We start from the raw sequence: 26051 nt of genomic DNA, 5'->3' as shown, positions 1-26051 counted from the left end.
GTTCAGGTATTTCCGGCAGTTGCCGGACAGAAACGGTGGTCTCCACCAAGCTCTTTGGAAGAGCAATTCATCGGGCCCGCAGGGGTCTTAGGCTTTGGCGTTCTCGACTGGTATTCGACGTTGTCGCACCTTGTTCCGTCCCTCATCCCGACAAGTGGGAGCCCGGTTTGCCCGGTTGACGGAACCTCGTTGCGCATGAATGCCCCCGGATCGGGAACATATTATTCCGGCGCGCCGGCTGGCTTCATTCACGAGATTTCTGCAATGAACTTACGAATGGCCTCCTTGCTGCCGCGCCGAGGAGTGCAGCATAAATGGCAGACAGAATGCTTATCGATGCGTCTCACGAGGAAGAGACGCGCGTCGTAGTCGTACGCGGCAACCGTATCGAGGAATTCGATTTCGAATCGCAGCATAAGAAGCAGCTGCGCGGAAACATCTACCTCGCGAAGGTGACCCGTGTTGAGCCCTCGCTTCAGGCCGCCTTCGTCGATTACGGCGGCAACAGGCACGGCTTCCTGGCCTTCGCCGAAATCCACCCGGATTACTATCAGATCCCGCTGGCCGACCGTCAGGCGCTTCTCGCTGAGGAAGCCGAACAGGTTCGCCGTGAGGACAAGGACGACCACGACGATCACGAGGCCGTTCCGGTCGCCGCCGATCCTGCTGTCGCAGATCAGCCCGAGGCAGACCTTTCGGCCCTGGTGACCGAGACCCCGGTTGCAACCGAGGAAGAGCCCGCCGAAAAGCCGAAGCCGCGCCGCAAGAGCCGCCGCAAGCCGAAGGCCGGCGAAGAGGCAGAAGCCGCAGCCGCAGCAGTCGAACCTGCCGCAGAGACGGCGGAAGCCGGCGAGGGCGCTTCCGAAGAAGCATCTTCCGAAGACGACGACAAGACGCCGGACGTCATGGCCGCTGAAGTCGACGCCGATACGATCTCCGAAGAATTTGCGCCGCAGCGCAGCCGTCGTAGCCGTCGCCGCGATGACGACGACGATGATGATGAAAACGCCGAAAAGGAAGTCATCGATAGCATCGGCGCCGAAGATGCGATGGAAGAAGTTCCGGATCGCGTCGTGCGCAAGCCGCGCAAGCAGTATCGCATCCAGGAAGTCATCAAGCGCCGCCAGATCCTGCTGGTGCAGGTCGCCAAGGAAGAGCGCGGCAACAAGGGTGCTGCTCTGACCACCTATCTGTCGCTCGCAGGCCGTTACTCGGTCCTGATGCCGAACACGGCGCGTGGCGGCGGCATTTCCCGCAAGATCACTCAGCCGACGGACCGCAAGCGCCTTAAGGAAATCGCCCGCGGTCTCGAAGTGCCGCAGGGCATGGGCGTGATCCTGCGCACGGCCGGTGCCAACCGTACCAAGGTCGAGATCAAGCGAGACTTCGAATATCTCATGCGCCTGTGGGAAAACGTCCGCACGCTGACGCTGAATTCCACCGCGCCCTGCCTCGTCTACGAGGAAGGCTCGCTGATCAAGCGCTCGATCCGCGACCTATACAACAAGGACATTTCCGAGATCATCGTCGCCGGCGAAGAAGGCTATCGTGAAGCGAAAGACTTCATGAAGATGCTGATGCCGAGCCACGCCAAGGTTGTCCAGCCCTATCGCGACGTGCATCCGATCTTCTCGCGCTCCGGCATCGAGGCGCAGCTCGACCGCATGCTGCAGCCGCAGGTCACGCTGAAGTCCGGCGGCTATCTCATCATCAACCAGACCGAAGCGCTCGTCTCCATCGACGTAAACTCCGGCCGCTCGACCCGCGAACATTCCATTGAGGAAACAGCGCTTGCGACCAACCTCGAAGCGGCGGAAGAAGTCGCCCGTCAGCTTCGCCTGCGCGACCTTGCCGGCCTCGTCGTGATCGACTTCATCGACATGGAGGAGAAGCGCAACAACCGGTCCGTCGAAAAGCGTCTGAAGGACCACCTGAAGAACGACCGTGCCCGTATCCAGGTCGGCCGCATCTCGCATTTCGGCCTTCTCGAAATGTCGCGCCAGCGTATCCGTGCCTCGGTGCTGGAATCGACGACGCAGGTCTGCTCGCATTGCGGCGGCACCGGCCACGTCCGTTCGCAGTCCTCCGTTGCGCTGCACGTGCTGCGCGGCGTCGAGGAATATCTGCTCAAGAATACCACGCACGATATCACGGTTCGCACGACCCCCGACATCGCGCTCTACCTGCTCAACCAGAAGCGCGGCACGATCGTCGATTACGAAGCCCGTTTCGGTCTCTCGATTTTCATCGAGGCTGACGCTGCCGTGGGTGCGCAGCACTTCGCGATCGATCGCGGCGAGCCTGTTGCCAACCCGGTCAAGGTCGAATCGCTGATGCTGATGCTGCCCGAGCCGGAAGAAGAGGATGATATCCCGGTCGAGGAAATCGACGAAGAGGATGAAGACGACGTCGTTGTCGCCAAGGCTCCGGCCGAGGCGAAGTCCGACGACCAGAACGGCCGCAAGCGCAAGCGCCGTCGTCGCCGTCGTGGCGGTCGGCGTGAAGATCAGGACGGTCAGAACCCGCAGGCCAATGCCGGGCAGGGCGATGATGGCGATGAAGGCGACGACGAAGGCGATGAAGGTGACGACGAGGGTGATGGCGAAGGCGCGCCCGCATCGGCTGAGGCCTCCGACGACCAGCCCAACAAGCGCAAGCGCCGCCGTCGCGGCAAGCGCGGTGGTCGCCGCACACGCGAGGAAGATGGTCTCGAAGCCGGAAACGCCGACGAAGCGAATGGCGAAGGCGACGAGGGTGACGAGGGTGATGAAGGCGAAGAAGCCGCAGAGGTCGTGGCCGCTGAGGCCGTCGCCGTTGCCGAAGTGGTCGCCGCGCCTGTTCCCGAAGCCGCTCCTGTGATCGAAGCCGAGCCAGTCGCCGAAGCGCCTGCTCCTGCCGTGGAGACCGCCGCAGAGCCGGCTCCTGCCGCTGAAGCAGCACCGGAAGAGGCTGAAGCCGAAGACAAGCCGGCAGCCCGCACGGCGCGCACCAGTGCATCGTCCGGCCCGATTGCGACCGAACCGGTCCTCACCTCCGGCAGCACGACCGAAAGCGGCGAACCGAAGCCGAAGAAGGTTGGCTGGTGGAAGCAGCGCGGCGGCTTCTTCTAAGCTGGCGCTGATAGGCTAAAACAATAAACCCGCCGGGCTCGCGCCGCGGCGGGTTTTTCATATCAAGAATTGGGAAGAGTTCACGGCGAGAACTGCTCGCTCAGGATTCGCTCGGACCAGGAATAATCGGAATCCGACAGGATGCTGACGCTCATGTCGCGCGCCTGACGGATACGGACATGATTGATCGACTTGACCTCCTGGTGGTCCGCCACGGCGTTGACCGGCCGCTTCTCGCCTTCGAGCACAGTGATATCCACGACCACCTTTTCCGGCAGCAGCGCGCCGCGCCAGTGACGTGGGCGAAACGCGCTGACGGGCGTGAGCGCCATCAGCGGCGTATCAAGCGGCAGGATCGGTCCGTGGGCGGATAGGTTATAGGCGGTGGAGCCGGCAGGTGTGGCCAGCAGCAGGCCGTCGCAGGTGAGTTCCGCAAGGCGCGTCTTCCCGTCGATATCGACACGCAGCTTGGCCGCCTGATAGGATTGCCGCAGCAGCGAGACTTCGTTGATGGCAAGCGCCGTATGCTTGTTGCCATAGGCGTCCTCGGTCTTCATCTCCAGCGGATGAATGACGTTCTCTGTCGCCGCCGCAATACGCTCGTGCAGCTTATCGGTGCTGTAGCGGTTCATCAGGAACCCGACCGAGCCCTTGTTCATCCCGTAGATGTGCTTGGCCGAATTCATCGCCTTGTGCAGCGTCTGCAGCATGAAGCCATCGCCGCCCAGCGCGACGATCACATCCGCTTCTTCGAGCGGCGTATCGCCATAAAGCGCCACAAGCTCCTCCCGCGCGGCCTCGGCGTCAGGCGCGGACGAGGCGGTGAAGGAAATGGTCTTGAAATCGATTGTCATGCAAATGCCCCGCGACGCGTTGCGCCGGAACCTACATGATACACAATGTCATCCGCAAGACAGGGTGGACCCTTGCTGTCGGCGAAGCAGACGGAATCTGACGAAGAAAAAATGGTGCCCCCAGAGAGACTCGAACTCCCGACCTACTGATTACAAATCAGCCGCTCTACCAACTGAGCTATAGGGGCAACGGGCGGGGAACTAGCATATTCCCCGTTTATGTAAAGTAAAAATTGCCGCCTGACCGCAAAGCACTCAGGCGCGCGCCAGGAATTGCCGGCTGGCGTAAAGCGCAATCGCAGCCGCATTCGAGACGTTGAGCGACTTGATCGCACCCGGCATGTCGAGCCGCGCCAGCGCGCTCACCGTTTCGCGCGTCTTCTGCCGCAGCCCCTTGCCTTCGTTACCCATCACAAGCGCGATCTTGCCGCCGGAGAAGCTTTTCTCCAGTTCCGCCGGTCCTTCCGAATCAAGTCCGATCGAGAAGAAGCCGAGCTTGTGCAGTTCTGCCAGCGCATCGGCCAGATTGGTGATCTGGATATAGGGGATCAGCTCCAGCGCGCCGGAGGCCGACTTGGCGAGTACGCCTGATTCCGTCGGGCTGTGCCGCTGCGTCGTGATGACCGCGCCGGCACCGAAGGCAACGGCGGAGCGCATGATCGCGCCGACATTGTGCGGGTCCGTGACCTGATCGAGGACGAGAACCAGCGGGCTGTCTTTCAGGGCCTCAAGACGGCGAACCGGCAGCGGTCGCGTTTCCAGCATGACGCCCTGATGGATCGCTTCGGGGCCGACAATCTTCTCGATGTCATGCGGCGCGACGATCTCGAGCGGGCAGGGCGGGTTCGCCTCGCCGATCTCCAGCCGCTGCAGCGCGTTCAGCGTGGCTGAAAGACGGATGAGCTGGCGCTGCTTGTTGTCCAGCGCGGCGCGAACGGTGTGGAGCCCGTAGAGGAAAACCTGTTCAGGCGCGAGCTGCGGCGCCTTCCAGTCTTCGGCCCGCGTCTTGCGGCGGTCCTTGGGCGAAGGCGTGGGTATTTCGCCCCTCTCGCGCTTTTGGTCACGATGGGCGCGGCGCAGGGTCGCATAATGCTTGTCGCGGTCGGAGCCGCCAGCCTTGTCGTTTTTGTTCTTTTCATCTTTGCTCATGCGCTTCCTATAGTCGTTTCGAGCGGCTAGGTCATCGCAGAGCTTTGGACTTTGACAAAAAAAATACAAAGCCGTGTTGACAGAGACGAGAAGGCCAGACTATTACGCCGCCCATGCCGTCGGGCGGTTCTGCCGTTCGAAGGCTCGAAGCGACGGATGGCGCAAGCCGAACGAACGCTGGATGGAAGGGTGCCCGAGTGGCTAAAGGGGACGGACTGTAAATCCGTTGGCTAAGCCTACGTTGGTTCGAATCCAACCCCTTCCACCAATTCGCTTCCCGCGGGTATAGCTCAATGGTAGAGCAGCAGCCTTCCAAGCTGAATACGCGGGTTCGATTCCCGCTACCCGCTCCAAATTTTCTCCCCCATATGAAATCGTTATCTCGATATCCTGAAGTTGTGTGATGTGGAGGCTTGCCTAACGTCAGTTCGACTTGCGCAAGTGTCCTCCAGAAGAGCCCAAATCTCCCGGACGGCCAGCAATTAAAGTCTTGCGCAACGGCGCGGAAAGCCTTAAACGCCACGTCCAAACCGGCATTGCCGGTCCGCCCAGATTATCACATGAGGACATGTTCACATGGCAAAAGGTAAATTCGAGCGCAATAAGCCGCACGTCAACATTGGCACGATCGGTCACGTTGACCATGGCAAGACGTCTCTGACGGCTGCGATCACGAAGTATTTCGGCGAGTTCAAGGCGTATGACCAGATCGACGCTGCTCCGGAAGAAAAGGCACGCGGCATCACGATCTCGACGGCACATGTCGAGTACGAAACGGCTGCTCGCCACTACGCTCACGTTGACTGCCCCGGCCACGCCGACTACGTCAAGAACATGATCACCGGTGCTGCCCAGATGGACGGCGCGATCCTGGTTTGCTCGGCTGCCGACGGCCCGATGCCGCAGACGCGCGAACACATCCTGCTCGCTCGCCAGGTTGGCGTTCCGGCCATCGTTGTCTTCCTCAACAAGGTTGACCAGGTTGACGACGCCGAACTTCTGGAACTCGTCGAACTCGAAGTTCGCGAACTGCTTTCGTCCTACGACTTCCCGGGCGACGATATCCCGATCGTCAAGGGCTCGGCTCTTGCAGCTCTGGAAGACTCGAACAAGACGATCGGCGAGGACGCGATCCGCGAGCTGATGGCTCAGGTTGACGCCTACATCCCGACGCCGGAACGTCCGATCGACCAGCCCTTCCTGATGCCGATCGAAGACGTGTTCTCGATCTCGGGCCGTGGTACGGTTGTGACGGGTCGCGTTGAGCGCGGTATCGTCAAGGTCGGCGAAGAAGTCGAAATCGTCGGCATCCGCGCCACGTCGAAGACGACGGTGACGGGCGTTGAAATGTTCCGCAAGCTTCTCGACCAGGGCCAGGCCGGCGACAACATCGGCGCCCTGATCCGCGGTGTGAACCGTGACGGCGTTGAGCGTGGCCAGATCCTTTGCAAGCCGGGTTCGGTCAAGCCGCACAAGAAGTTCAAGGCAGAAGCCTACATCCTGACGAAGGAAGAAGGCGGCCGTCATACGCCGTTCTTCACGAACTACCGTCCGCAGTTCTACTTCCGCACGACGGACGTGACGGGCATCGTGACGCTTCCGGAAGGCACGGAAATGGTTATGCCTGGCGACAACGTGACCGTTGACGTCGAGCTGATCGTTCCGATCGCTATGGAAGAAAAGCTGCGCTTCGCGATCCGCGAAGGCGGCCGCACCGTCGGCGCCGGCATCGTCGCTTCGATCGTCGAGTAATCGACGAGCGACGATGGTGGCGAAAGCTGCCGACGGCAAGCAGGGATGTGCAAATGGCGCGCAAGCGCGATTTGCACGCGGCGCCGGCATCGTCGCTTCGATCGTCGAGTAATCGATTTTTCCGCAAGGGAAACAGGAAAGCCCCGCTGGCGACAGCGGGGCTTTTTGTATTAGAGATTGCGTATTTACAGCGGTTCGCTTAGATGCAGCTTTAAGATGATCTTCGCTGTCCGAACCTTCCTTTTGTTGTCATGCCTGCTGTCGCTTTCCGCGATGGTGATCACACCCGCAGTCGCCCGGTGCCCCGATCGCCCGGCGTGCAAGGGATGCGGCTGCAAGGGCGGGCCCGGCTATCGTGGTCCGGATGGGCGCTGTGTGGGCTTCAAGCAACTGTCCAAGGTCTGCGGCAATCCGCCGGAGACATTCTGCACCTTCGAGAACGCGCCGGGCACGGGGCTGAACCGGGACTGCGCGCTCGGGCGTGACAGGCCCGAGCCGCCTTCCGCGGATGAGTAAATCTCAATCCACCGTGATTTCGAGATAGTCGCCATCACGGTCGTGATAGACCTTCACGTTGATCATGCAGTCGCCCTGCAGGAGCAGGCGCCGCGCTTCGCGGGTGATCGTCCCATCACGGATCATGCGTTCCGCCTTGGCACGGTTATCGACCGAGGCGAAGAACTCATCCGGCTCGTCACCGCGCTGGCGGATGCCGAACTTGTAATAGTTCGCGCGGTCCTGGCGGATGATTTGCCAGGGCTCGCGCAGGCGCTCGCCGTTGGAATTATAGAGATCGTCGCGCCCGATATAGGCATTGTATTCGTCGACCAGCTCGTCCGCGCTCGCGGGCGTCACGCCGATCAGCAACGGCAGCAGCAGGGCTGCGGCCAAGGTGCGTTTTCCAAACATATAAGTCCCCTTCAGAAAGATCTTCCCGGTGATACGCTACAGCAAATCCGGTTGGCGCGGGAGAGGGTGTTGCGATTTCGCCTGTGTGGCGCTTGAGAACATTTTTGTGATGGTTAGTCTGCGCGCCACGAGTCAGCGTTCCTGACTTGAATTCCATCTGTATCGAGGAGGTAACACGATGAAGAAGCGTATTCTTTTCACGGGCGGGTCGGGCAAGGCCGGACGTCACGTCATTCCGTGGCTGCTGGCCAAAGGCTATGAAGTCCACAATATCGACCTCGTGCCGCTCAACGTCCCCGGCGTGACCAACCTGACGGTCGATATCACCGACCTCGGCGAAGTCTTCAACGCGCTTACCATGCATCGCGACTTTCCCGATCTCGAATCGGGCAAGGGTGTCCAGCCTTTCGATGCCGTCGTGCATTTCGCCGCCGTGCCGCGCATTCTCATCCGTCCCGACAACGAGACCTATCGCGTCAATGTCATGGGCACCTATAATGTCATCGAAGCCTCGGTGAAGCTGGGTATCCGCAAGGTCATCATCGCGTCCAGCGAGACGACCTATGGCATCTGCTTCGCCGAGGGCGAACGCGATCCGCATTACCTGCCCTTCGACGAGGACTATGACGTCAACCCGATGGACAGCTACGGTCTTTCCAAGGTGATCAACGAAAAGACCGCACGCGCCTTCTCCGAACGCACGGGTGCCGACATCTACGCGCTACGCATCGGCAATGTCATAGAGCCGCACGAGTACAGCCGTTTTCCCGACTTCGTCGCCCATCCCGAAACGCGCCTGCGCAACGCATGGTGCTATATCGATGCCCGCGACCTTGGTCAGATCGTGCACCTGTGCATCGAGAAGGATGGGCTCGGCTATCAGGTCTTCAACGCCACAAACGACACGGTGACGGCCGACTTGTCCACAGCTGAGCTGGCGCAGCACTTCTTCCCCAAGGTGCCGCTGAAATGGCAGCCGCAGGGCGACGAAGCGATGATTTCCAACCGGAAAATCCGCGAAGTTCTGGGCTTCAGGGAAGAGCATAACTGGCGCAAATATGTTTAGTCCTGAGCGTGGCACGCCTGCCACCTGCGGACAGATTATGCCGCATTGCAGCAAATTTGCTGTTTGTTAACCGCTCCCCTGACTAAACTCCTGCCGAACCGGGAGGACAAATCGCGGTCTCCCTTGCCGGAGACCGCAGAAACCTGAAGGCAGGAAACCGGCTCCATGCGGAACAAATATCATTTGGCAGCACTGGCGATTGTGTTCTGCTGCGCGCATCAGGCTCATGCCGACAATCGCCCACTGATCTGGGACGTTGCGCGTATCGGCGACAATGGCCTCAAGCTGCGGACGGGCCTGCAAAGCTCCGACTCGCTTCAACCCAGTGCCGGCGTGACGACCGAAGTGCTGGCCGACGGCACCGGAACTGTGTCGTCAATTCCTGTCTCTATTTGGGGCTCGATCCTCCTCCATAGCTCCCGAACGCCCGCTTCACTCCGCACAGCGCACGCAGCCGTCGAGATCGATGCGAATGAGGGCAGGGCGCAGTTTCTGGTGTCTGAGAAACGCAGCTGGATGCAGACACCGTCTGTGGATATCGTCAGCCGCCGCACATTGGCGCTGACAGCCGGGGCCGAAGGCAAGGCTGGCGTGTCTGCCTCGCAGACGTTCCGTCTCGAGTTTCCCGATCTCGGCGCAGCCTTTGCCACGACCGGAACCGCAGACAGCGGCGCGCGAAGCGTCACCAAGTCGCTGTCGATCGAAAAGCGGCTGACCCGCCGTGCAACGCTGACCGCAAGCCTCGACGAAACCGATCAGCATCCGACTGCCAGCCTGCGCTTCGACTACTCAATCAGGTGGTGACTTTCGATGCTTCGGTAATACGCTCGTTGAGTTCGATCAGATCGCTCACGAGGTGACCATTGATCCGCAAGCCTTCGATCTTGGCGGAGCGGATATCGACGTTGGAGAGGTTTACATTTTCCAGCCGTGACGCTGAGAGATCGACATCGCGCAGCGTCGCCGCCGTCAGACAGACATGGCCGAATGTGGCGTTCGACATCATGACATCGGTGAAAGCCGCGTCACAGGCGCTGGCATTGACCACCGACGCCTTGTCGAGATTGACATTGTAAAACTCGGAACTTTCCAGATCGACATCGTCGAAACGCGATTGCGCGATCATCTGGTCGCGAAACTGAACCATGGTCTTCCTCCCCCGGTCTCAACTCGACTGCACCGACGCAAATCATGAAAGGCTACTGTATCACCGTCCGGCGGAGTTTGGCAAAGTCGCAACGGAGCGGTGAGAATGAGAAGAAAATCTGCGCAAGCGCTGAAAGGCGCTTGTCATTCGCAACCAACTTGAATATGAACGCGCTCGTTCGGGGAGCGGCTCGCCGGTCCTTGCAGCCTTTGAAGGGGTATAGCTCAGTTGGTAGAGCGGCGGTCTCCAAAACCGCAGGTCGTAGGTTCGAGCCCTACTGCCCCTGCCATTGGCAAAGCAGACTAAATTCAGCCTCCCGTGCAAAACCGCAAAACAAATGTCGCATCACTCTTGTATTTGAGAGATTCGCCGTTTATGTAGCGGCGAACAGACACGCGGCGCGTCGGGCTGAACGAACAGCTTTACGCGCCTTAATGGCGTAGGCATCAATGGCATCGAAGATGAATCCTTTCACGTTTCTGCAGCAGGTTCGCGCCGAAACGCTAAAAGTAACGTGGCCCAGCCAGCGCGAGACGGTGATCTCGACGTTGATGGTGTTTGCCATGGCATTCTTCGCGGCTGCGTTCTTTTTTGGCGCAGACCAGCTTTTCGGCCTTCTCATCGGCCTCGTGCTGAATGTCGGCAAGTAAACAGGCGGAGATGAAGATGGCTGCACGCTGGTATATTGTCCACGCCTATTCGAATTTCGAAAAGAAGGTTGCCGAGGATATCGAGAACAAGGCTCGTCAGAAGGGTCTTGATCACCTGTTCGAAAAGATCCTCGTGCCGACCGAAAAGGTTGTTGAAGTCCGGCGCGGCCGCAAGGTCGACAGTGAGCGCAAGTTCTTTCCGGGCTATGTCCTGGTGCGCGCCAACCTGACGGACGAAGCCTTCCATCTGATCAAGAACACGCCGAAGGTGACAGGCTTCCTCGGTTCCGACTCGAAGCCGATCCCGATCCCGGACAGCGAAGCTGATCGCATCCTCAATCAGGTGCAGGATGGCGTCGAGCGTCCGAAGCCTTCGGTCTCCTTCGAGATCGGCGAGCAGGTTCGCGTTTCCGATGGTCCGTTCGCCTCGTTCAACGGCACGGTTCAGGATGTCGATGAAGAGCGTTCGCGCCTTAAGGTCGAGGTATCGATCTTCGGCCGCGCAACGCCGGTCGAGCTGGAATACGGCCAGGTCGAGAAGCTTTAAAGTTTGTCTGGGAAAAGTGGAAACCGGTTTTCCCGAAAAGACAAACGGAAACAAGGTTTGGGTGGACGTTTTTGTCCGTCTCAAGAGCGCGTGGAAGGCGAGGGGCTTTAGCCGGCTCCGTCAAAATCGCCGCACCACGCAACCGCAGCCGCCGGCGATGGCCGGCATAGCGCGCCCCTCAAGGGCGCATTTGGAAAGGCAGAGAAATGGCTAAGAAAGTTGCAGGCCAGATCAAGCTGCAGGTCCCGGCAGGTTCGGCAAATCCGTCCCCGCCGATCGGTCCCGCACTCGGTCAGCGTGGCGTGAACATCATGGAATTCTGCAAGGCGTTCAATGCCGCTACGCAGGAAATGGAAAAGGGCATGCCGATCCCGGTCGTCATCACCTATTACCAGGACAAGTCCTTCACCTTCGCGATGAAGAAGCCCCCGGTCTCCTACTTCCTCAAGAAGGAAGCGAAGATCAAGTCGGGTTCCAAGACGCCGGGCAAGGCTTTCGCAGGTTCGATCTCGCGTGATCAGATCCGCACGATCGCTGAAGCCAAGATGAAGGATCTCAACGCCGCCGATATCGACGGCGCAATGGCCATGGTCGAGGGCTCTGCCCGTTCGATGGGCCTCCAGGTAGAGGGTTGATCGTTATGGCTAAGCTCGCAAAGCGCGTTCAGAAGACCCGCGAAGGCGTCGATCCGAATAAGATGTACGGCCTCACTGAAGCCATCTCCATGGTCAAGGAGCGCGCCGTCGCCAAGTTCGACGAAACCGTTGAAATCGCCATGAACCTCGGCGTTGACCCGCGTCACGCAGACCAGATGGTCCGTGGTGTCGTCAATCTGCCGAACGGCACGGGCCGTACGGTTCGCGTTGCCGTCTTCGCACGTGGTGCCAAGGCTGACGAAGCCAAGGCTGCCGGTGCAGACATCGTCGGCGCTGAAGACCTCGTTGAAATCGTCCAGGGCGGCAAGATCGATTTCGATCGCTGCATCGCGACCCCGGACATGATGCCGCTCGTCGGCCGTCTCGGTAAGGTGCTCGGCCCGCGCGGCATGATGCCGAACCCGAAGGTTGGCACCGTGACCATGGACGTGAAGTCGGCAGTTGAAGCCTCCAAGGGCGGCGCTGTTGAATTCCGCGTCGAAAAGGCCGGTATCATCCATGGCGCCGTTGGCAAGGCTTCCTTCGACGCGAAGAAGCTCGAAGAAAACATCAAGGCATTTGCCGACGCCGTCATCAAGGCGAAGCCGGCTGGCGCCAAGGGCAACTACGTCAAGAAGGTTGCGATCTCCTCGACGATGGGTCCGGGCGTGAAGGTCGAAATCTCGTCGGTCACAGCCTGATTTAAAGTTTGAGCCTTCTCATGAAGAAGGCTTTGAAAAGTTTCCGGCCTCACTGAGGGGCCGGAATTTCCGGGGTCAAACCCGGAATTCCTGTCCGAGATTGCAGGTGGGCAACCTTAATCAAGTAGGCCTGCATGAGACGGGTAAGAACGGATTTTCCCGCAGGACTGCGGCATTGTCCGGTTCGAACCTCGGTTGCCTTGTGTTCCGGTTTTCCGGGCGCGAGGGGACAGGATCCTCGAGCGTTGCTCAAGGGTCGATGTGATCCTTGAGCGGCAAAAGGTAACCGGCCGTAAACCCGAGTTCTCGGGAACGGCCAACTGGAGATAGGCAGTGGAAAGAGCGGAAAAGCGCGAATTCGTCACGGAACTGAGCGAAGTCTTCAAGGCTTCGGGCTCTGTTGTCGTGGCCCACTACGCCGGCGTCACCGTTGCGCAAATGAACGATTTTCGTTCGAAGATGCGCGCAGCTGGCGGCACCGTCAAAGTCGCGAAAAACCGCCTGGCCAAGATCGCTCTTCAGGGTACGCAGTCGGAAACGATGTCGGATCTTTTCAAGGGGCAGACGCTGATCGCGTATGCCGCTGATCCGATTACGGCTCCGAAGGTAGTCATGGACTACGCCAAGACCAACGACAAGCTCGTTATCCTTGGTGGTTCCATGGGCTCGACCGCGCTCAATGCGGACGGTGTGAAGTCGCTTGCGACACTCCCGTCTCTCGACGAGCTGCGCGCAAAGCTCCTGGGCATGATCCAGACACCCGCAACGCGCATCGCAGGCGTGGTTCAGGCTCCGGCCGGCCAGCTCGCTCGTGTGCTTGCTGCGTATGCCAAGAAGGACGAAGCCGCATAAGGCGGTTTTTTGCTGCATTTAACCAAACAGTTCGAACCGAACACAAGGAAGTAAGAAAATGGCTGATCTCGCAAAGATCGTAGAAGACCTCTCGGCCCTCACCGTCCTGGAAGCTGCTGAGCTTTCCAAGATGCTCGAAGAAAAGTGGGGCGTTTCCGCCGCTGCTCCGGTAGCTGTTGCTGCCGTTGCCGGTGGTGGCGCTGCTGCTCCGGTCGAAGAAGAAAAGACTGAATTCGATGTCATCCTCGTCGACGCTGGTGCAAACAAGATCAACGTCATCAAGGAAGTCCGCGCCATCACCGGTCTCGGCCTCAAGGAAGCCAAGGACCTCGTTGAAGGCGCTCCGAAGGCTGTCAAGGAAGCCGTCTCCAAGGGCGAAGCTGCTGACCTCAAGAAGAAGCTTGAAGAAGCCGGCGCCAAGGTCGACGTCAAGTAATATGCGCTTCGGGGAAGGGCGGTTTTCCGCCTTTCCCCGAACGTTTCCGATCTGGAACTTTTTACCCAAAAGCCCCGCCGGGCTTTTGGGTAATGGGTTCTTCAAGAGGATGGTTCGAAAGCTAAGCATCAGGCAATCCGGCCGGATGGCTTTTTTCTTCGAACGAGTTTGATTGAACCTATATCGACGGAGCCACCTGGCCAGTGTTTTCCGTCCGTTGCAGGCCCGGATGCAAAATTTTGAAGGAGCGACGATGGCTCAGACCCTTTCGTTCAACGGTCGTAGGCGCGTACGCAAGTTTTTTGGTAAAATTCCCGAAGTCGCAGAAATGCCGAACCTCATCGAGGTTCAGAAGGCGTCCTACGACCAGTTTCTGATGGTTGAAGAGCCCGCGGGCGGCCGCCCGGACGAAGGTCTTCAGTCCGTATTCAAGTCCGTATTCCCGATCACCGACTTCTCCGGCGCTTCCATGCTGGAATTCGTCTCGTACGAATTCGAGCCGCCGAAGTTCGACGTAGACGAGTGCCGTCAGCGCGACCTGACCTATGCAGCGCCGCTCAAGGTGACGCTGCGCCTCATCGTGTTCGATATTGACGAGGACACGGGCGCGAAGTCCATCAAGGACATCAAGGAACAGAACGTCTACATGGGCGACATGCCGCTCATGACCGACAACGCGACCTTCATCGTCAACGGCACCGAGCGCGTCATCGTTTCGCAGATGCATCGTTCGCCGGGCGTGTTCTTCGACCACGACAAGGGCAAGTCGCACTCGTCCGGCAAGCTGCTGTTTGCCGCCCGCGTCATCCCGTATCGCGGTTCCTGGCTCGACATCGAGTTCGACGCCAAGGACATCGTCCATGCGCGTATCGACCGCCGCCGCAAGCTGCCCGTTTCCTCGCTCCTCATGGCGCTGGGCATGGACGGCGAAGAGATCCTGTCGACCTTCTACAACAAGGTCCAGTATCAGCGTGACGGCCAGGGCTGGCGCATCCCGTTCCAGCCGGAAGCGCTGAAAGGTGCGAAGGTCACGTCCGACATGATCGACGCCGACACCGGCGAAGTCGTTGTCGAAGCCGGCAAGAAGCTGACCCCGCGTCTGCTCCGCCAGCTTTCCGACAAGGGCCTCAAGGCCCTCAAGGCTGCCGACGAAGACCTCTACGGCGCATATCTCGCCGAAGACCTGGTCAACATGCAGACGGGTGAAATCTTCCTCGAAGCCGGCGACGAGCTGGACGAGAAGACGCTGCGCGTCGTGCTGGAAGCCGGGTTCGACGAACTGCCGATCCTCGACATCGACCACATCAACGTCGGCGCCTACATCCGCAACACGCTGGCCGTCGACAAGAACGAGTCGCGCCAGGATGCGCTGTTCGACATCTACCGCGTCATGCGTCCCGGCGAGCCGCCGACCATGGAATCGGCCGAGGCCATGTTCCAGTCGCTGTTCTTCGATAGCGAGCGTTACGACCTTTCGGCCGTTGGTCGCGTGAAGATGAACATGCGTCTCGACCTCGACGTCGCCGACACGGTTCGCGTTTTGCGCAAGGAAGACATCGTCGCCGTCGTCAAGATGCTCGTCGAACTCCGCGACGGTCGCGGCGAAATCGACGACATCGACAACCTCGGCAACCGTCGCGTTCGCTCCGTCGGCGAACTGATGGAAAACCAGTACCGTCTCGGCCTGCTCCGCATGGAGCGCGCGATCAAGGAACGCATGTCCTCGATCGAGATCGACACGGTCATGCCGCAGGACCTCATCAACGCCAAGCCGGCAGCCGCAGCAGTCCGCGAATTCTTCGGCTCCTCGCAGCTGTCGCAGTTCATGGACCAGGTGAACCCGCTCTCGGAAATCACGCACAAGCGCCGTCTTTCGGCACTTGGCCCGGGCGGTCTGACCCGCGAGCGCGCCGGCTTCGAAGTCCGCGACGTTCATCCGACGCATTATGGCCGTATCTGCCCGATCGAAACGCCGGAAGGCCCGAACATCGGTCTGATCAACTCGCTGGCCACCTTTGCCCGCGTCAACAAGTACGGTTTCATCGAAAGCCCGTACCGTAAGATCGTTGACGGCAAGGTGACGAACGACGTGATCTACCTCTCCGCCATGGAAGAGGCCAAGTATTACGTTGCTCAGGCCAACGCGATCATGGATGCGGACGGTGCGTTTGCGGAAGAGTTCGTGGTCTGCCGTCACGCCGGCGACGTTATGCTGGCTCCGCGCGACACCATCAACCTGATGGACGTTTCGCCGAAGCAGCTCGTCTCTGTCGCAGCGGCACTGATCCCGTTCCTCGAAAACGACGACGCCAACCGCGCTCTCATGGGCTCGAACATGCAGCGTCAGGCCGTGCCGCTTCTGCGCGCCGAAGCCCCGTTCGTCGGCACCGGCATGGAGCCGATCGTGGCTCGCGACTCCGGTGCTGCCATTGCCGCCCGTCGTGGCGGTGTGGTCGACCAGGTGGACGCGACGCGTATCGTTATCCGCGCAACCGAAGACCTCGATCCGTCGAAGTCCGGCGTCGATATCTATCGCCTGCAGAAGTTCCAGCGCTCCAACCAGAACACCTGCGTCAACCAGCGCCCGCTGGTCACCGTCGGCGACGTTCTGAACAAGGGTGACATCATTGCCGACGGTCCGTCCACGGACCTGGGCGATCTGGCGCTCGGCCGCAACGCGCTTGTCGCGTTCATGCCCTGGAACGGCTACAACTACGAAGATTCGATCCTGATGTCTGAACGCATCGTCGCCGACGACGTGTTCACGTCCATCCATATCGAAGAATTCGAAGTCATGGCCCGTGACACGAAGCTCGGTCCGGAAGAAATCACGCGTGATATCCCGAACGTCTCCGAAGAGGCTCTGAAGAACCTCGACGAAGCCGGTATCGTCTATATCGGCGCTGACGTTCAGCCGGGCGACATTCTGGTCGGCAAGATCACCCCGAAGGGCGAAAGCCCGATGACGCCGGAAGAAAAGCTCCTGCGCGCCATCTTCGGTGAAAAGGCTTCCGACGTTCGCGACACCTCCATGCGCATGCCTCCGGGCACGTTTGGTACCATCGTTGAAGTTCGCGTTTTCAACCGCCACGGCGTTGAAAAGGACGAGCGTGCGATGGCCATCGAGCGCGAGGAAATCGAACGCCTCGCCAAGGACCGTGACGACGAACAGGCGATCCTCGACCGTAACGTCTACGGCCGTCTGATCGACATGCTGCGCGGTCACACCGCCGTTGCCGGTCCGAAGGGCTTCAAGAAGGGCACCGAGCTTTCCAACCAGACGATCTCGGAATATCCGCGTTCGCAGTGGTGGATGTTCGCTGTCGAAGACGAGAAGGTTCAGGGCGAGATCGAAGCGCTCCGCGGCCAGTATGATGAGTCCAAGTCGCGCCTTGAACAGCGCTTCATGGACAAGGTCGAAAAGGTTCAGCGCGGCGACGAAATGCCTCCGGGCGTCATGAAGATGGTCAAGGTCTTCGTCGCTGTGAAGCGCAAGATCCAGCCGGGCGACAAGATGGCTGGCCGTCACGGCAACAAGGGCGTGGTTTCGCGCATCCTGCCGATCGAGGACATGCCGTTCCTCGAAGACGGTACGCATGTCGATATCTGCCTGAACCCGCTGGGCGTGCCGTCGCGCATGAACGTCGGTCAGATTCTGGAAACGCACTTGGCATGGGCTTGCGCCGGTATGGGCAAGAAGATCGGCCAGCTGCTGGATGACTATCGCAAGACGATGGACATCACCAATCTGAAGAACGAGCTGACGACGGTTTACGCCAGTGACGCCAAGGACGAAGTCTCGAACTTCGACGACGACGCCCTGGTCAAGCTTGCCGAACAGTCCCGCAGGGGCGTCTCGATCGCAACGCCGGTCTTCGACGGTGCGCATGAGCCGGATATCGCCAGCATGCTGGAACGCGCAGGTCTCGATGCATCGGGCCAGTCGGTTCTCTATGACGGTCGTACGGGTGAGCCCTTCGACCGCAAGGTAACCGTGGGCTACATGTACATGATCAAGCTGAACCACCTTGTCGACGACAAGATCCACGCTCGCTCGATCGGTCCTTACTCGCTCGTGACCCAGCAGCCGCTGGGTGGCAAGGCGCAGTTCGGCGGTCAGCGCTTCGGGGAAATGGAAGTCTGGGCGCTCGAAGCTTACGGCGCAGCCTACACGCTGCAGGAAATGCTTACCGTCAAGTCGGACGACGTGGCGGGCCGCACCAAGGTCTACGAAGCCATCGTCCGTGGCGACGACACGTTCGAAGCCGGTATTCCGGAATCGTTCAACGTTCTCGTCAAGGAAATGCGCTCTCTGGGTCTTTCGGTCGAACTGGAAAACACCAAGATCGATCCGAACGCGCCCGACCAGCTTCCCGACGCTGCGGAATAAAATGTGGGTTGCGCGCCGGCAACGGCGCGCAGCTTCTCCAAACCAGGCCGGCAAGGCGGGCGAGGGGATTGTTGCCGCATTTCGCGGCTATCACGTTTTACAGAGCAACCCGCCGGTTCCCGGGTATTTGACCGGTCGCGGTTGCGAATGGGCCCACAGTGGTCCGACAAGGAGACAGGCATGAACCAAGAGGTCATGAATCTTTTCAATCCGCAGGCGCCTGCGCAGGTGTTCGATTCCATCCGGATTTCGATCGCGTCGCCTGAAAAAATTCTTTCCTGGTCCTACGGCGAGATCAAGAAGCCGGAAACGATCAACTACCGCACGTTCAAGCCGGAACGCGACGGTCTCTTCTGCGCGCGCATCTTCGGGCCCATCAAGGACTACGAATGCCTGTGCGGCAAGTACAAGCGCATGAAGTACAAGGGCATCATCTGCGAAAAGTGCGGCGTTGAAGTCACGCTGTCGCGCGTTCGCCGTGAGCGCATGGGCCATATCGAACTCGCCGCTCCCGTTGCTCACATCTGGTTCCTGAAGTCGCTGCCGAGCCGCATCTCCACGCTGCTCGACATGACGCTGAAGGATATCGAGCGCGTTCTCTACTTCGAAAACTACATCGTCACCGAGCCGGGCCTCACCTCGCTGAAGGAGCACCAGCTCCTCTCCGAAGAAGAGTACATGATCGCTGTCGACGAGTTCGGCGAAGACCAGTTCACGGCCATGATCGGTGCTGAAGCCATCTATGACCTGCTGGCGACGATGGACCTTGAGAAGATCGCCGGTGACCTGCGCTCCGATCTGGCTGAGACCACCTCGGATCTCAAGCAGAAGAAGCTGATGAAGCGCCTGAAGATCGTCGAGAACTTCATGGAATCCGGCAACCGTCCGGAATGGATGATCATGAAGGTCGTTCCGGTCATCCCGCCGGACCTGCGCCCGCTCGTTCCGCTCGATGGCGGCCGTTTCGCGACTTCGGACCTCAACGATCTGTACCGCCGCGTCATCAACCGTAACAACCGTCTGAAGCGCCTGATCGAACTGCGCGCTCCGGGCATCATCATCCGCAACGAAAAGCGCATGCTGCAGGAATCTGTGGACGCGCTCTTCGACAACGGCCGCCGTGGCCGCGTCATCACCGGCGCCAACAAGCGCCCGCTGAAGTCGCTGTCCGACATGCTCAAGGGCAAGCAGGGCCGCTTCCGCCAGAACCTGCTCGGCAAGCGCGTCGACTATTCCGGCCGTTCGGTCATCGTGACGGGTCCGGAACTGAAGCTGCACCAGTGCGGTCTTCCTAAGAAGATGGCGCTCGAACTGTTCAAGCCGTTCATCTACGCCCGCCTCGACGCCAAGGGTTACTCCTCGACCGTCAAGCAGGCCAAGAAGCTGGTTGAAAAGGAAAAGCCGGAAGTCTGGGATATCCTGGACGAGGTCATCCGCGAGCACCCGGTTCTCCTGAACCGCGCACCGACGCTGCACCGTCTGGGCATCCAGGCGTTCGAACCTATGCTGGTCGAAGGCAAGGCCATCCAGCTGCATCCGCTCGTCTGCACGGCCTTCAACGCCGACTTCGACGGCGACCAGATGGCTGTTCACGTGCCGCTGTCGCTTGAAGCCCAGCTTGAAGCCCGCGTGCTGATGATGTCGACCAACAACATCCTGCACCCGGCAAACGGCGCGCCGATCATCGTTCCGTCGCAGGACATGGTTCTCGGCCTGTACTACTTGTCGATCATGAACCAGAACGAGCCGGGCGAAGGCATGGCCTTCTCCGACCTCGGCGAGCTGCATCACGCCCTTGAAAACAAGGTCGTCACGCTGCACGCCAAGATCAAGGGCCGGTTCAAGACGGTTGACGCCGAAGGCAAGCCGGTTTCGAAGATCTATGATACGACCCCCGGTCGTCTCATCATCGGCGAACTGCTGCCGAAGAACGTCAACGTGCCGTTCGATATCTGCAACCAGGAAATGACCAAGAAGAACATCTCCAAGATGATCGACACGGTCTACCGTCACTGCGGCCAGAAGGACACGGTCATTTTCTGCGATCGCATCATGCAGCTCGGCTTCTCGCATGCCTGCCGCGCCGGCATCTCCTTCGGCAAGGACGACATGGTGATCCCGGCCTCCAAGGCCAAGATCGTCGACGAGACCGAAAGCCTGGTGAAGGAATACGAACAGCAGTACAATGACGGCCTGATCACGCAGGGCGAAAAGTACAACAAGGTCGTCGACGCCTGGGGCAAGGCGACCGAAAAGGTTGCCGAAGAGATGATGGCCCGCATTAAGGCCGTCGAATTCGACCCGAAGACGAACCGCCAGAAGCCGATGAACTCCATCTACATGATGAGCCACTCGGGTGCCCGCGGTTCACCGAACCAGATGCGTCAGCTCGGCGGCATGCGCGGCCTGATGGCACGTCCGGACGGTTCGATCATCGAAACGCCGATCATTTCGAACTTCAAGGAAGGCCTGACCGTGAACGAGTACTTCAACTCGACTCACGGTGCCCGTAAGGGTCTCGCAGACACCGCCCTGAAGACGGCCAACTCCGGTTACCTGACGCGTCGTCTCGTCGACGTGGCCCAGGACTGCATCGTCACGCATGTCGATTGCGGCACCACGACTGGTCTCACCATGACGGCCATCGTTGACGCCGGTCAGGTCGTCGCCTCCATTGGCGCACGTATCCTTGGCCGTACGGCACTCGATGACATCGACAACCCGATCACTGGCGAGAACATCGTCAAGGCGGGCACGATGATCCTCGAGCCGGATGTCATCGAGATCGAAAAGTGCGGCATCCAGTCGGTTCGCATTCGCTCGGCCCTGACCTGCGAAATCCAGACCGGCGTTTGCGGCGTCTGCTACGGTCGCGACCTTGCACGCGGTACCCCCGTCAACATGGGCGAGGCAGTAGGCGTTATCGCTGCTCAGTCGATCGGTGAACCGGGCACCCAGCTCACCATGCGTACCTTCCACCTTGGTGGTACTGCAACGGTGGTCGACAGCTCGTATCTCGAAGCGTCGTACGAAGGTACGGTCCAGCTCAAGAACCGCAACCTGCTGCGCAACTCCGATGGCAACCTCGTTGCCATGGGCCGCAACATGGCGGTCACGATCCTCGACGAACGTGGTGTCGAGCGCTCCTCGCAGCGCGTCGCCTACGGTTCGAAGCTGCTCGTGGACGATGGCGACAAGGTCAAGCGTGGCCAGCGTCTGGCAGAATGGGACGCCTATACGCGTCCGATGCTGACGGAAGTCGAAGGTACGGTCGAGTTCGAGGACGTCGTGGACGGTATCTCGGTTCTCGAAAGCGCCGACGAATCCACCGGCATCACCAAGCGTCAGGTTATCGACTGGCGTTCGACCCCGCGTGGTATCGACCTCAAGCCGGCCATCGTCATCAAGGACAAGAACGGCGCGATTGCCAAGCTGTCGCGTGGCGGTGAAGCCCGCTTCCTCCTCTCGGTGGATGCGATCCTCTCCGTTGAGCCGGGCTCCAAGGTGAGCCAGGGTGACGTTCTCGCCCGTATCCCGATGGAAAGCGCCAAGACCAAGGACATCACCGGTGGTCTGCCGCGCGTTGCCGAACTGTTCGAAGCCCGTCGTCCGAAGGACCATGCCGTCATCGCCGAGATCGATGGCACGATCCGCTTCGGTCGCGACTACAAGAACAAGCGTCGCATCATCATCGAACCGTCGGAAGACGGTGTCGAGCCGGTCGAGTACCTGATCCCGAAGGGCAAGCCCTTCCATCTTCAGGACGGCGACTACATCGAAAAGGGTGACTACATCCTCGACGGTAACCCAGCACCGCATGACATTCTGGCGATCAAGGGCGTGGAGGCACTCGCTTCCTACCTCGTGAACGAAATCCAGGAAGTCTATCGTCTGCAGGGCGTTGTCATCAACGACAAGCACATCGAAGTGATTGTCCGTCAGATGCTCCAGAAGGTTGAAATCACCGACGCTGGTGATAGCACCTACATCGTCGGCGACAATGTTGACCGGATCGAACTCGAAAACGTCAACGATGCGCTTATCGAAGAAGGCAAGAAGCCTGCTTATGGCGATCCGGTTCTGCTCGGTATCACCAAGGCATCGCTGCAGACGCCGTCCTTCATCTCGGCTGCATCCTTCCAGGAAACGACGAAGGTGCTCACCGAAGCTGCTGTCGCCGGCAAGACCGACGGGCTGCAGGGCCTGAAGGAAAACGTCATCGTCGGTCGCCTCATCCCGGCCGGTACGGGCGGCACCATGACGCAGATCCGCCGCATCGCCACCTCGCGCGACGAGCTCATCCTCGAAGAGCGCAAGAAGGGCTCGGGCGCGGACGAAGCGACCCCGATGCTGCAGAAGATCGCAGCCGACGTGGTTCCGGCAGGCGAATAAGCAGGTCGAACTGGGTTGAATTTGAAAGGCCGCCGGAGCAATCCGGCGGCCTTTTGCAATTTGCGCGATAGGCCACTGGCAGCCGCAAGGCCGATTGCCCGCGAGCGTACCGCGATCCCGAGACACCCGGCCTGGGGAATAATCGGGTTTCTGCTATTAATCCCGACGTTGTCTCTCGACAGGGCGGGATTTTCATTTCAGGGTGAAATGATTGCGAGATGATGGCCTGGGGGGGCCTGATGAATACTGAATGCCAACTTTGCGGCTCTGCCGAAAAAAATATCGTTTCGAAATTTGATCGTCACGGAAAAGCGCTCGTCACCGTCCATTGCGTGGGCTGCGGCATCGTGACCAACGATCCGATTCCGGACGAGGAAACGCTGACGCAATTCTATGCGAAGCATTACCGGAAGGAGTACAAGGGCGCGGCAAAGCCCCGAAAGCGGCAGGTCTGGCGCAATTTCGGCCGCACACTTCGTCATTTTCGGAAATTTTCCGATGTCTACCGGGATGTCCGGTCCTGCATCGATATCGGCGCAGGCAGCGGAGAATTTCTCTATCTCGCGCAGGCTTCCGGGATCAAGGCGCGAGGTGTCGAGCCGAGCGTCGATTATTCGGAATACTGCCGGGACGATCTGGGCCTGGAAGTCAGAACCGGCAGGTTGGAAGATTTCGACTTCTCTGCCGAGAGGTTCGATCTCATTCGCCTCAGTCACGTGCTCGAACATCTGCCGCAGCCGGTCGAGACGCTCAAGCGCCTGCGCGACATGCTCGCCGAAGATGGTGTTCTCTATGTTGAGGTGCCCGATATCGCGGACGATGCCGCCCGGAAGCTCAAAGGCAAGCTTTTCCATTTCGGCCATATCTTCAACTTCAATCCTTTCACGCTGCGATTGGCGGCTGGCCTTGCCGGTCTTGTGGAGGTTCCGGCTACGGCCGGCCGTTGCGCCGGAACAACGGGCGTCTTCTTCATGCGTTCGCTCGGGACCGTGATATTCGATGCAGCGGTCATGAAGCGCGAGGCCGATGCCATGCGCGAGGTCATGACGCGCCACTACGCCAACGCCGTGCCGCAGGGCAGGGGAGGCCGCTCGTTGTTGCGTTTCTTCAGGCGTATGTTTGAGAGAAGTTCGGAGGTCGTGACCGGGGCGATGTTCCGGGATAACGCAGCAATCGCCCGTCATTTCGCCGGCAAGCTGGCTGAAGGCAATGCGCGTGAATGTGCGACGAAGCTGCTCGCCGAACAGGCCGCTTCAGGTCGCTCCGGGGCACCCGTAGCCCCCGCTGCCTGAACAGTGTGTCGTTCGAGGGCGAGCCGTCAATTAGGACGCTTTATTTTGTGAAGGCCGCCGGAGCGATCCGGCGGCCTTTGTGCATCTGAAGAGACCAAACGGTTCGGCACTTAAAGCCCGAGAGCCGCGCGCAGCTCAGCCTTGGCGGCTTCAAATTCCGTCTTGTAGTCGTCATGGGTCATGATCGTGCTGGCGATGGTGATGCCGGCGATGCGGCCAGCTTCGATATCGCTCGGATAATGAATACCGCCGATGACGCGGTTCCAGCCAAACTCCCAGGCGCGGTGCATGATCACGTCGCGCTTTTCAGGCAGCATGTTGGAGAGCACGACGCCCATCAGCGTGCCGACCGTCGTATGACCGGACGGATAGGAGCCGGACTTGGTCAGCTTGACGACGGGCTTGACCAGTTCCGGGTAGAGCAGATGCGGGCGAGGGCGCTTCCAGACATCCTTGGCGGGATCGACAACCGCACCCTCGGTCTCGACGACGCGGTCAAAGAAGGCGGAGAACTTCGGGAGATTGTCCTTGCTGAATTTCGGATTGTCGATGACATCGGAGAAGCGCCAGACGTTCTCTTCCTGGTCCGCCACGGCGCGGGCTTCCATGTCCGGAGTCCGGGTGACCTGGATTGTCAGGACCTGTCCGATCTCCGCTTTTGTCTGAACGGAGTCGTTGGCCGGCGGCGGCGGCAGGAGGTTCAGAAGATTGATCTCTTTGGCATCGGAGAAGGGCTTTGCCTTCTCTTCGGCGAAGAGCGGGCTTGAAAAGGAAAGTGCGAGGGCAAGGCCCATCGCGGCAAGGCGGGAATACTTGTGCATGGAAACTCCATTTGTCCAATAAGCAAAGCAGAGCTAACCGCAAAGTTTTGCGCAGCGATGACAGAGGGAACATCCTCCGCTGAAAACGCACGCAAAAAAAATGCAGCCGACATGGGCCGGCTGCCTCTGCAATCGCTGGCGGATCCCATCGGGGAGATCACGCAAACCGGATGATCGCCACTTCTCCCTCAAGCGCACCCTGAAACGCGGAGGCATGCGGCTCGTCCTCGGGAATCTCGGTCAGCGTGCCGATCTGATCCAGGTCTGCCTCGATGAAGCCCTCGTCGGCCAGCGCGTTCAGCGTCGTGCGGACGGCGGTATCGTCGTCCGGAGCTGTCAGCATCACATGGATGTCGACGCCTTCGCCTTCCTTGATATACGCCTTGCCGATGATGATAAAGACGAGCGGCAGGTCGGCGATATTGTCGTTGTCCGGATTGGTATTCATGAAGGGCCTCGAGATTGGGCGTCGTAGCGACCGCCTTTGGGATGAAGAATCGGCGGGGTGAGACCGCGCCAAGGAGTTAAGCGATTCTTAAACGGAAGCGGTTCGGAAACATAAGGATTTTTGTCGAACAGCAACCAGATTTGCAGTTTTGAACCCTCAAGTGCCCGTGTTACAGGGGTTTCGGCGATGCGGCCTCCAAGAAAATCGCTCGGAAGGTCTTGACTGTGACCCCTTAAGACAGTAAACGCCACGCCATCAGAGCCGATGTGAGGTTGGCTGTTTCGGAATGACTCGTTCTGGATGACACCTCAAACAAGGCCCTTATATCGCACGCGAAGCATTGACTGCAGCATGCAAGACGTCGCAAGGCGTCCTCTGCTTTATCGAGGGCTTTCTCCTTTTTTTGAGGGGAAATAGCCCTGATTTTGCGCATTGATGGGACCCGTGTAAACGCCCGAGAGGGTAACGAGACAAGACTTAAAGGGATGGGTATATGCCTACCGTAAACCAGCTGATCCGCAAGCCCCGTCAGGCACAGGTAAAGCGCAACAAGGTTCCCGCTCTTCAGCAGAACCCGCAGAAGCGCGGCGTTTGCACCCGCGTTTACACGACGACCCCGAAGAAGCCGAACTCGGCTCTGCGTAAGGTTGCCAAGATTCGCCTGACGAACGGCTTCGAAGTCATCGGCTACATCCCCGGTGAAGGCCACAACCTTCAGGAACACTCCGTCGTGATGATCCGCGGCGGCCGCGTAAAGGACTTGCCGGGTGTGCGTTACCACATCATCCGCGGCGTTCTCGATACGCAGGGTGTCAAGAACCGCAAGCAGCGCCGTTCGAAGTACGGCGCGAAGCGTCCGAAGTAAGAATTCCATGGGTCGGCGGGCTAGTCCCGCCATCG

21 protein-coding genes and 4 tRNA genes are annotated in these 26051 nt (G+C 59.7%); 18 read left to right on the top strand and 7 right to left on the bottom strand.

The window, feature by feature from the left end; translation table 11 throughout:
* The first annotated feature begins 314 nt into the window (after positions 1-314).
* A complete protein-coding gene (locus tag ABID16_RS06620) occupies positions 315-3110 on the top strand; it encodes an Rne/Rng family ribonuclease (RefSeq protein WP_354555503.1) in 2796 nt (931 codons plus the stop codon).
* An 80-nt stretch (positions 3111-3190) separates the two neighbouring features.
* Here the strand turns inward: ABID16_RS06620 and ABID16_RS06615 are convergent, their stop codons facing one another.
* From ABID16_RS06615 to ABID16_RS06605, 3 genes are all read right to left on the bottom strand, one after another.
* Positions 3191-3964: an NAD kinase gene (locus ABID16_RS06615; protein WP_354555502.1), complete on the bottom strand. Its 774-nt coding sequence runs from the start codon at positions 3962-3964 to the stop codon at positions 3191-3193.
* A 112-nt stretch (positions 3965-4076) separates the two neighbouring features.
* A tRNA-Thr gene (locus ABID16_RS06610) sits at positions 4077-4152 on the bottom strand.
* Between the two features lie 67 nt (positions 4153-4219).
* The gene (locus tag ABID16_RS06605) at positions 4220-5113 is read right to left on the bottom strand and encodes a TrmH family RNA methyltransferase (RefSeq protein ID WP_354555501.1); all 894 of its coding nucleotides are present in this window, start codon (positions 5111-5113) and stop codon (positions 4220-4222) included.
* A 183-nt stretch (positions 5114-5296) separates the two neighbouring features.
* On the opposite strand from ABID16_RS06605, the gene ABID16_RS06600 reads away from it, so the two are divergent.
* The 4 genes from ABID16_RS06600 (at position 5297) to ABID16_RS06585 (ending at position 7381) form a co-directional block, all read left to right on the top strand.
* Positions 5297-5381: transfer RNA gene (locus ABID16_RS06600), tRNA-Tyr, on the top strand.
* An 11-nt stretch (positions 5382-5392) separates the two neighbouring features.
* Positions 5393-5466: transfer RNA gene (locus tag ABID16_RS06595), tRNA-Gly, on the top strand.
* A 223-nt stretch (positions 5467-5689) separates the two neighbouring features.
* Positions 5690-6865 (top strand): elongation factor Tu, encoded by a 1176-nt coding sequence (gene tuf, locus ABID16_RS06590; RefSeq protein WP_230826922.1) that lies wholly within the window; start codon positions 5690-5692, stop codon positions 6863-6865.
* Positions 6866-7081: 216 nt separating this feature from the next.
* Positions 7082-7381: a hypothetical protein gene (locus tag ABID16_RS06585; protein ID WP_354555500.1), complete on the top strand. Its 300-nt coding sequence runs from the start codon at positions 7082-7084 to the stop codon at positions 7379-7381.
* A 3-nt stretch (positions 7382-7384) separates the two neighbouring features.
* Here ABID16_RS06585 and ABID16_RS06580 read toward each other — a convergent pair whose 3' ends face one another.
* Positions 7385-7774, bottom strand: coding sequence for a hypothetical protein (locus tag ABID16_RS06580; RefSeq protein ID WP_354555499.1), 390 nt, complete (start codon positions 7772-7774; stop codon positions 7385-7387).
* A 178-nt stretch (positions 7775-7952) separates the two neighbouring features.
* Between ABID16_RS06580 and ABID16_RS06575 the strand changes: the two genes are divergently transcribed.
* On the top strand, positions 7953-8840 hold the full coding sequence (locus tag ABID16_RS06575) for an NAD-dependent epimerase/dehydratase family protein (protein WP_354555498.1): 888 nt from the start codon (positions 7953-7955) through the stop codon (positions 8838-8840).
* Positions 8841-9005: 165 nt separating this feature from the next.
* Positions 9006-9644 (top strand): hypothetical protein, encoded by a 639-nt coding sequence (locus ABID16_RS06570; protein ID WP_354555497.1) that lies wholly within the window; start codon positions 9006-9008, stop codon positions 9642-9644.
* On the opposite strand, the gene ABID16_RS06565 is transcribed toward ABID16_RS06570, so the two are convergent.
* Positions 9634-9987 (bottom strand): pentapeptide repeat-containing protein, encoded by a 354-nt coding sequence (locus ABID16_RS06565; RefSeq protein WP_354555496.1) that lies wholly within the window; start codon positions 9985-9987, stop codon positions 9634-9636. The genes ABID16_RS06570 and ABID16_RS06565 overlap by 11 nt on opposite strands.
* A gap of 213 nt (positions 9988-10200) precedes the next feature.
* Between ABID16_RS06565 and ABID16_RS06560 the strand changes: the two genes are divergently transcribed.
* The 10 genes from ABID16_RS06560 to ABID16_RS06515 all read left to right on the top strand — a co-directional run bounded on the left by ABID16_RS06560 (position 10201) and on the right by ABID16_RS06515 (position 23882).
* Positions 10201-10276: transfer RNA gene (locus ABID16_RS06560), tRNA-Trp, on the top strand.
* 160 nt (positions 10277-10436) lie between these two features.
* Entirely contained in the window at positions 10437-10637 is a 201-nt protein-coding gene (secE, locus tag ABID16_RS06555) for a preprotein translocase subunit SecE (protein WP_112631422.1), read from the top strand.
* 16 nt (positions 10638-10653) lie between these two features.
* Positions 10654-11184 (top strand): transcription termination/antitermination protein NusG, encoded by a 531-nt coding sequence (nusG, locus tag ABID16_RS06550; RefSeq protein ID WP_354555495.1) that lies wholly within the window; start codon positions 10654-10656, stop codon positions 11182-11184.
* Between the two features lie 206 nt (positions 11185-11390).
* A complete protein-coding gene (gene rplK / locus ABID16_RS06545; protein WP_354555494.1) occupies positions 11391-11819 on the top strand; it encodes a 50S ribosomal protein L11 in 429 nt (142 codons plus the stop codon).
* A gap of 5 nt (positions 11820-11824) precedes the next feature.
* Positions 11825-12520, top strand: a complete 696-nt coding sequence (rplA, locus tag ABID16_RS06540; protein WP_354555493.1) for a 50S ribosomal protein L1 — start codon at positions 11825-11827, stop codon at positions 12518-12520.
* 333 nt (positions 12521-12853) lie between these two features.
* Positions 12854-13372: a 50S ribosomal protein L10 gene (rplJ, locus tag ABID16_RS06535; RefSeq protein ID WP_354555492.1), complete on the top strand. Its 519-nt coding sequence runs from the start codon at positions 12854-12856 to the stop codon at positions 13370-13372.
* 58 nt (positions 13373-13430) lie between these two features.
* The gene (rplL, locus tag ABID16_RS06530; RefSeq protein ID WP_354555491.1) at positions 13431-13808 is read left to right on the top strand and encodes a 50S ribosomal protein L7/L12; all 378 of its coding nucleotides are present in this window, start codon (positions 13431-13433) and stop codon (positions 13806-13808) included.
* A gap of 253 nt (positions 13809-14061) precedes the next feature.
* Positions 14062-18198 (top strand): DNA-directed RNA polymerase subunit beta, encoded by a 4137-nt coding sequence (gene rpoB, locus ABID16_RS06525; protein WP_354555490.1) that lies wholly within the window; start codon positions 14062-14064, stop codon positions 18196-18198.
* 180 nt (positions 18199-18378) lie between these two features.
* A complete protein-coding gene (rpoC, locus tag ABID16_RS06520) occupies positions 18379-22590 on the top strand; it encodes a DNA-directed RNA polymerase subunit beta' (protein WP_354555489.1) in 4212 nt (1403 codons plus the stop codon).
* 239 nt (positions 22591-22829) lie between these two features.
* Positions 22830-23882, top strand: a complete 1053-nt coding sequence (locus ABID16_RS06515) for a class I SAM-dependent methyltransferase (protein WP_354555488.1) — start codon at positions 22830-22832, stop codon at positions 23880-23882.
* 110 nt (positions 23883-23992) lie between these two features.
* On the opposite strand, the gene ABID16_RS06510 is transcribed toward ABID16_RS06515, so the two are convergent.
* The gene (locus tag ABID16_RS06510) at positions 23993-24703 is read right to left on the bottom strand and encodes an acid phosphatase (protein ID WP_354555487.1); all 711 of its coding nucleotides are present in this window, start codon (positions 24701-24703) and stop codon (positions 23993-23995) included.
* Positions 24704-24860: 157 nt separating this feature from the next.
* Positions 24861-25151: a transcriptional regulator gene (locus ABID16_RS06505; protein WP_354555486.1), complete on the bottom strand. Its 291-nt coding sequence runs from the start codon at positions 25149-25151 to the stop codon at positions 24861-24863.
* A gap of 493 nt (positions 25152-25644) precedes the next feature.
* Here ABID16_RS06505 and rpsL point away from each other — a divergent pair, with 493 nt between their 5' ends.
* The gene (gene rpsL, locus ABID16_RS06500) at positions 25645-26016 is read left to right on the top strand and encodes a 30S ribosomal protein S12 (RefSeq protein WP_075628830.1); all 372 of its coding nucleotides are present in this window, start codon (positions 25645-25647) and stop codon (positions 26014-26016) included.
* The last annotated feature ends 35 nt before the right edge of the window (positions 26017-26051 follow it).

It is taken from the genome of Limnomicrobium aquaticum, from assembly GCF_040545545.1.
GTDB classification, from domain to species: Bacteria; Pseudomonadota; Alphaproteobacteria; order Rhizobiales; family Rhizobiaceae; genus Ensifer_A; species Ensifer_A aquaticum.
Note: the sequence above shows the minus strand (reverse complement) of the source record. Positions and strands in the feature narration are given on the sequence as shown.

Coding starts and splice junctions, on each gene's coding strand:
- ABID16_RS06615 (WP_354555502.1), bottom strand. CDS start 3,964: ATGACAATCGATTTCAAGACCATTTCCTTCACCGCCTCGTCCGCGCCT.
- rplK (WP_354555494.1), top strand. CDS start 11,391: ATGGCTAAGAAAGTTGCAGGCCAGATCAAGCTGCAGGTCCCGGCAGGT.
- ABID16_RS06575 (WP_354555498.1), top strand. CDS start 7,953: ATGAAGAAGCGTATTCTTTTCACGGGCGGGTCGGGCAAGGCCGGACGT.
- secE (WP_112631422.1), top strand. CDS start 10,437: ATGGCATCGAAGATGAATCCTTTCACGTTTCTGCAGCAGGTTCGCGCC.
- ABID16_RS06510 (WP_354555487.1), bottom strand. CDS start 24,703: ATGCACAAGTATTCCCGCCTTGCCGCGATGGGCCTTGCCCTCGCACTT.
- ABID16_RS06580 (WP_354555499.1), bottom strand. CDS start 7,774: ATGTTTGGAAAACGCACCTTGGCCGCAGCCCTGCTGCTGCCGTTGCTG.
- rplL (WP_354555491.1), top strand. CDS start 13,431: ATGGCTGATCTCGCAAAGATCGTAGAAGACCTCTCGGCCCTCACCGTC.
- ABID16_RS06565 (WP_354555496.1), bottom strand. CDS start 9,987: ATGGTTCAGTTTCGCGACCAGATGATCGCGCAATCGCGTTTCGACGAT.
- ABID16_RS06620 (WP_354555503.1), top strand. CDS start 315: ATGGCAGACAGAATGCTTATCGATGCGTCTCACGAGGAAGAGACGCGC.
- ABID16_RS06605 (WP_354555501.1), bottom strand. CDS start 5,113: ATGAGCAAAGATGAAAAGAACAAAAACGACAAGGCTGGCGGCTCCGAC.
- nusG (WP_354555495.1), top strand. CDS start 10,654: ATGGCTGCACGCTGGTATATTGTCCACGCCTATTCGAATTTCGAAAAG.
- rpsL (WP_075628830.1), top strand. CDS start 25,645: ATGCCTACCGTAAACCAGCTGATCCGCAAGCCCCGTCAGGCACAGGTA.
- ABID16_RS06515 (WP_354555488.1), top strand. CDS start 22,830: ATGAATACTGAATGCCAACTTTGCGGCTCTGCCGAAAAAAATATCGTT.
- rpoC (WP_354555489.1), top strand. CDS start 18,379: ATGAACCAAGAGGTCATGAATCTTTTCAATCCGCAGGCGCCTGCGCAG.
- tuf (WP_230826922.1), top strand. CDS start 5,690: ATGGCAAAAGGTAAATTCGAGCGCAATAAGCCGCACGTCAACATTGGC.
- ABID16_RS06570 (WP_354555497.1), top strand. CDS start 9,006: ATGCGGAACAAATATCATTTGGCAGCACTGGCGATTGTGTTCTGCTGC.
- rpoB (WP_354555490.1), top strand. CDS start 14,062: ATGGCTCAGACCCTTTCGTTCAACGGTCGTAGGCGCGTACGCAAGTTT.
- rplA (WP_354555493.1), top strand. CDS start 11,825: ATGGCTAAGCTCGCAAAGCGCGTTCAGAAGACCCGCGAAGGCGTCGAT.
- ABID16_RS06505 (WP_354555486.1), bottom strand. CDS start 25,151: ATGAATACCAATCCGGACAACGACAATATCGCCGACCTGCCGCTCGTC.
- ABID16_RS06585 (WP_354555500.1), top strand. CDS start 7,082: ATGATCTTCGCTGTCCGAACCTTCCTTTTGTTGTCATGCCTGCTGTCG.